This window comes from Pseudomonas baetica, assembly GCF_019733355.1.
Lineage (GTDB): Bacteria > Pseudomonadota > Gammaproteobacteria > Pseudomonadales > Pseudomonadaceae > Aquipseudomonas > Aquipseudomonas baetica_A.
The window spans coordinates 1-808 of sequence record NZ_JAIHLQ010000124.1; the positions used below are offsets into that span (position 1 = coordinate 1).

Below are 808 nucleotides of genomic sequence, written 5' to 3' on the forward strand. Positions count from 1 at the left end.
CCAGGCAACTCGCACTTCACCCACCTGGAAGAAGTGCAGTTCACCTACCGCAAAATCACCTGGACTCACGAAGTATCCGGTACTTCGGGTTCCGATGACTGGCGTGCTCCAGTCGTTTAATCGCGGCTGATGGTTGTACCGTCTCGGCCGGTTTCGCCGGTCGAGGCACACTCACTACTTAAAGAATTTTTCGTCAATAGCCCGCCAACCGGCTGTTGCGCGTCGCAGCATTGTGCGAGGAACAAGGGATGTTCTCACCGGCCAACCAGCCTCATTTCAACCTGACCGTCGATGGCGTGGAAACCGATTTCCAGGTCTTGTCGTTTACCGGCCGGGAGGCACTCAACACCCCCTTCGAATTCGAGTTGGAACTGGTCAGCGAAAAGGCTGCGATCAACCTCGAAAGCGTGTTGCACAAACTGGCGTTTCTTCAGTTGTCTCCGACCGGCACCGGCATTCACGGGCTGGTCTATAGCATCGCCCAGGGCGAGGCCGGAAAGCGCCTGACCCGCTACAAAATCTCCCTGCGCCCGCAACTGGCGTACTTGGCGCACCGGGTCAATCAGCGCATTTTCCAGCAGATGACCGTGCAGCAGATCATCAGCCAGGTGCTGGAAGAACACGGCATCCTCGCCAGCGATTATCACTTCCAGCTGAGCGCGATTTACCCAGAGCGCATCTACTGCGTGCAGTACGACGAATCGGATCTCGATTTCATCCAGCGCCTGTGCGAGGAAGAAGGTATTCACTACCACTTCCAGCACACCGCCAGTGGTCACAAACTGACCTTCGGCGATGACCAGACGGT

General features: G+C 56.8%; 1 protein-coding gene and 1 pseudogene. Both read left to right on the plus strand.

Annotated elements, in window-relative coordinates; genetic code table 11:
• Nucleotides 1–120 (plus strand): annotated as a pseudogene (locus K5E40_RS34340) (type VI secretion system tube protein Hcp); the annotation flags it as partial.
• Nucleotides 121–248: 128 nt separating this feature from the next.
• On the plus strand, nt 249–808 hold a 560-nt coding region (tssI, locus tag K5E40_RS34345), incomplete at its 3' end, for a type VI secretion system tip protein TssI/VgrG (protein WP_221734430.1).